We start from the raw sequence: 4,309 nt of genomic DNA, 5'->3' as shown, positions 1-4,309 counted from the left end.
TCCGACAGGAGGCCGTCCACGCCCTCCCGGTCGGTGGTGTGGTCGTCCGCGAAACGACGGTCACCCGTCGCGTCCGGCACGTACTTCACACAGACAACGATCCTCAAGCTCACGGCCTGTCTCCTGTACTGGTCTCGTCCGGCGGCTGCGGTTGTGCAAGCGGGTGCGACCTGCCACGCACCCGCTCCGGGCAGCGGGTTTCCCGTGCCGGTCCGGAACTTCCTGGCAGCATACTCGCCGGTAGCCCAGCGGTCACTACTGGCCAGTAGCTTAGGCCGGGACGGCTGCACCACCGCTCGCGCCCATCCTGCCCCAGCCGAGCGGTGACTCCACCCACGGGGCGGCCCCGACCGGCCCGCGATCGGGGCGCGACCGGGGCGCGGCCACCGCCATCCCGCCGTCCTGGCCGGCGGGTTCCGGCCGAGGGGTCCCGGTCGACGGTGCCGGCCGACGGATCCCAGGCACCCGCGAGCGGCTTTCAGCCGACCGCCCGCCCCAGCGCCGCGATCACGTCGGCCCTCCGCGGCATTCCCGCCGCCCGGCGCACCACCCGACCGCCCGCGTCCAGCACCAGGACCGTCGGCGTCCGCGCGATCCCCAGACGGCGGACCAGCTCCAGCCGCGCCTCGGCGTCCACGTCGAGGTGCGCGACCCCCTCGACCATCCCCGCCACCTCGGCGAGCACCCGCCGGGTGGCCCGGCAGGGCTGGCAGAAGGCGGTGGAGAACTGCACCAGGGTCGCCCGCTCGCCGAGCGGTCCACCCAGGTCGGCCTCCGACAGCCGTATCGCCCCGTCCTCGCTGCGCGCCCCGTCCTCGCTCCGCACCCTCAGCCTTCCGTCGTACCCGATCCGCGTCGTCCCTCCAGTCTGGGGCAGCCCGCGCGCGGGCCTAAAACGGTGCCGAAAAGAGAGGTCGACCGCTGACACCGCCCCCGCGTACGATCGGCCGGTGGCCTCCGAACGCACCGCACCGCCGTTGCTGACCTCCCGTCGCATCGTCGACCTGGGCCGCGCCACCACCTCCCGCTGACGCCGGTCACGCCTCCTCCGCAGCCGCCCGTCGCGACCCTCCCGGAGCCCCTGTGCAGACCGATCCCCGCGGTCCCCGCTTCACCTCCGCGCTCGCCGCCGCCGTCCTGGCGGCCGTCCTGGTCAGCGGCAACGGCCTCCTCCTCGCCGCCCAGGCCCTGGTCTTCGCGCTCAGCGCCTTCAGCGGACTGCGGCTCTCCCCGTACGGCCTGCTGTTCCAGGCCTTCGTCCTCCCCCGGCTGGAGCCGCCCACCGAGACCGTCGACGAGCGGCCGCTGAGCTTCGCCCAGGGCGTCGGCCTCGTCCTCACCTCCGTGGGCACCCTCGGCTACCTCACCCAGGTGACCTGGCTCGGCGTGCTCACCACCGTGTTCGCGCTGATCGCGACCTTCCTGAACGCCGCCTTCGGCTACTGCCTGGGCTGCGAGATGTACCCGATCGTCCGGCGCGCCCAGGGCCGCCTCGGCGCCGGGGCCTGACCGACCCCTCCCGCGCCGTACGCCTCTCCCACGCCGTCCGCCGCTACCCCGGTGGGGGAACCGGGCCGACGTGCCGGAAGTTCCGGCCGAACTCATCACGGAGATCACACCGCGAATATCCGCTTGACCGCACGCCTCAGGTGACAGCAGGCACCCGTTCGGGGGATCATCTCCCTGTATCACCCGTGACCGCCGCGGCGTGCCGTGCTCCGGTCGGCTCCCTCGCAACGGCGCGGGTACCGCCGTACCGGGCTCCGGCCCGTGGAAGTCAGGACTGACCGTGGCCGAGTTCGTGTACCCGCCGGTGATCGGCGCCGCACTCACCGCCTTCCGCGCGCTCGACGTGCGGATAAAGATCGTGGGCGCCGAGCACATCCCCGCCGAGGGCGGGGCGGTGCTGGTCAGCAATCACATCAGCTACCTCGACTTCCTCTTCGCCGGTCTCGGCGCCTACCGCGGCGGTAAGCGCAAGACCCGTTTCATGGCCAAGGACGACGTCTTCAAGCACCGCGTCTCCGGCCCGCTGATGCGCGGCATGAAGCACATCCCGGTCGACCGCACCGACGGCCAGCCCGCCTACGAGGCCGCCGTGCGCGCCCTCAAGGCCGGCGAGGTCGTCGGGGTCTTCCCCGAGGCGACCATCAGCCGCTCGTTCATGCTGAAGAAGTTCAAGACCGGCGCCGCCCGGATGGCCGCCGACTCCGGCGCCCCGCTGCTGCCCGTCGTGCTGTGGGGCACCCAGCAGCTCTGGACCAAGGGCCGGCCGAAGACCCTCACCAAGCGCCACGTCCCGGTGACGATCATGATCGGCGAACCGATTCACCTGGGCCCCGGCGACAAGCCGGTCATGGTCACCAGGAAGCTGCGCGCCGCCATGGGCGAGATGCTCGACCGCGCCCAGCGGGAGTACCCCGGCAAGCCCTCCGGCCCGGACGACACCTGGTGGCTGCCCTCCCACCTCGGCGGCACCGCACCGACGCTGGAGGTCGCCGAGGCCGAGGACGAGGCGGAGGCCCTCGCCAAGGCCGAGCGCCGCGCCGCCGGCACCGACCCCGCCCGGAGCTGACCGCCCGGACCCGGTCCGGGCCTTCTCCGGCCCCGTCTACTCCTTGCGACCGAGCGGACGCGCTCCGTCGCGTGTCGCCCCGCCCCGGGCGCTCCCTTCTGACAGAGTGACAGCTCCTTCCAGGGGCCTCCGTCCCGGGCCCGCTCGCGGTCCGGGGCTCCGAGGCGGAGCACACGTCGCAGCGGTCGGAAAGGTCGAAGACGGAGATGGCACGGATCACCGGCACACGGCAGTCACCCACGAACAAGGCCCGCACCCGCGCAACCGCCGGTGCGGGCCTGCTGCTTCTGGGCACCCTGCTCACCGGCTGCGGGGCCGAGCCGGGGGAGATCCCGCTGTCCCAGATCCGCCCCGAGTCCCCGACCGCCACCCCCCAGCCGACCTCGTCCGGCGGCGCGGTCGGCGCGGCGGCCGCCACCCCCGCGGCACCGGCACGCAACGGACTGATCGTCAGCCGGGCCTACACCGACGCCTCGCGCACCACCAGCGCCATCGTCACCCTCACGCCTGACGGCACGACCCAGCAGCAGGTCACCCAACCGCCCGACCACGTCAGGGACGACCGGCCCGACTGGTCCCCCGACGGCAGCGCCATCGCCTTCGACCGGACCGACGCCCAGAGCGGCGCCGCCCGCCTCTGGACGGTCGCACCGAGCGGCGACAACGCCCACCAGATCAGCCAGCTCTGCGAGACCGGCAGCGCCACCGCCGACTGCGCCAACGAGGACGAACGCGCCCCCGCCTACTCCCCCGACGGCAAGCAGCTCGCCTTCAGCCGGTCCTGGGGCGCACTCGACGCCGCCCACGCCAACCAGATCCAGTACTCGGACCTCTACCTGATGAGCCCGGACGGCACCAACGTGCAGCGGCTCACCTTCCTGACCAACGACAAGCCCTACTCGGGCATCGTCAGCAACCCCAGCTGGTCCCCCGACGGCAAGCAGCTCACCTTCGAGTACCGCACCAGCGCGACCGGACAGCCCGCCGACGGCCGAGCCATCTACGTCGTCAACGTGGACGGCACCGGGCTCCGCCAGCTCACGCCCTGGGAACTGCGCGCCGGCGACCGCGCGAGCTGGTCCCCCGACGGCACCCGGATCCTCTTCACCACCTACCCCGCCGGCGCCGACGACGCCCCCGGCGGCGGCATCTACACCGTGCACCCCGACGGCAGTGCCATCGGCGCCCTCACCCCCTCCCCCTCCGACGCCGCCTACGGAAGCGCGGCCTACGCGCCGGACGGCAAGTCCATCGTCTTCACCCAGGCCTCCGCGGGAGCCGGCAGCGACCTCTACAGCATGCGCCCGGACGGCACCGGCGTCGCCCGGCTCACCAACAGCGCCGCCAGGTGGCTCGGCCGACCGGTGTGGGGAACAGCGGCCCTGCCCGCGCGCGCGTCCGAGTCGCCCCAGGCCTCCCCGACCGCCGGAGCTCCTGGAGTTCCTGGAGCTCCCGGGGCGACGCAGAGCGCTCAGGCGACGCTGACGCCGCAGCCCGGCGCCCCGACGGGTTCGGCGGAGCCGACTCCTGCTCAGGCACAGGGGCAGCCGAACGACGACGAGAACGACCTCCAGGACAACTGAGCCGCCGACGTTCCGCTCCGAAAACGCGAAAAGGCCCTGCCCGGGAACCCGGGCAGGGCCTTTTCAGAAGAATTGTTCGGCGAGATCGGTAAATCGTCGTGGAGGGTAAGAGTGTTGATAAGCGCGGGTAGATATCGGTGGTGGGCGGATC

The 4,309-nt window shown here is 72.8% G+C and carries 4 protein-coding genes and 1 pseudogene; 3 read left to right on the top strand and 2 right to left on the bottom strand.

The window, feature by feature from the left end; genetic code table 11:
* Positions 1 to 113 (bottom strand): annotated as a pseudogene (locus ABT247_RS32115) (electron transfer flavoprotein subunit beta); the annotation flags it as partial.
* Between the two features lie 365 nt (positions 114 to 478).
* The gene (locus ABT247_RS32110) at positions 479 to 832 is read right to left on the bottom strand and encodes a TlpA family protein disulfide reductase (RefSeq protein WP_392905802.1); all 354 of its coding nucleotides are present in this window, start codon (positions 830 to 832) and stop codon (positions 479 to 481) included.
* Positions 833 to 1,083: 251 nt separating this feature from the next.
* On the opposite strand from ABT247_RS32110, the gene ABT247_RS32105 reads away from it, so the two are divergent.
* The 3 genes from ABT247_RS32105 (at position 1,084) to ABT247_RS32095 (ending at position 4,158) form a co-directional block, all read left to right on the top strand.
* Positions 1,084 to 1,509, top strand: coding sequence for a DUF4395 domain-containing protein (locus ABT247_RS32105; RefSeq protein WP_350749824.1), 426 nt, complete (start codon positions 1,084 to 1,086; stop codon positions 1,507 to 1,509).
* 280 nt (positions 1,510 to 1,789) lie between these two features.
* Positions 1,790 to 2,575, top strand: a complete 786-nt coding sequence (locus tag ABT247_RS32100) for a lysophospholipid acyltransferase family protein (RefSeq protein ID WP_350749822.1) — start codon at positions 1,790 to 1,792, stop codon at positions 2,573 to 2,575.
* A 206-nt stretch (positions 2,576 to 2,781) separates the two neighbouring features.
* Positions 2,782 to 4,158, top strand: coding sequence for a TolB family protein (locus tag ABT247_RS32095; RefSeq protein WP_350749819.1), 1,377 nt, complete (start codon positions 2,782 to 2,784; stop codon positions 4,156 to 4,158).
* The last annotated feature ends 151 nt before the right edge of the window (positions 4,159 to 4,309 follow it).

The organism is Kitasatospora sp. NPDC001539 (assembly GCF_040298565.1).
GTDB lineage: Bacteria > Actinomycetota > Actinomycetes > Streptomycetales > Streptomycetaceae > Kitasatospora.
This window is presented reverse-complemented; position numbering and strand designations above follow the sequence as displayed.

Excerpts from the sequence above, each read along its gene's own strand:
- ABT247_RS32095 (WP_350749819.1), top strand. The coding sequence starts at position 2,782 with ATGGCACGGATCACCGGCACACGGCAGTCACCCACGAACAAGGCCCGC.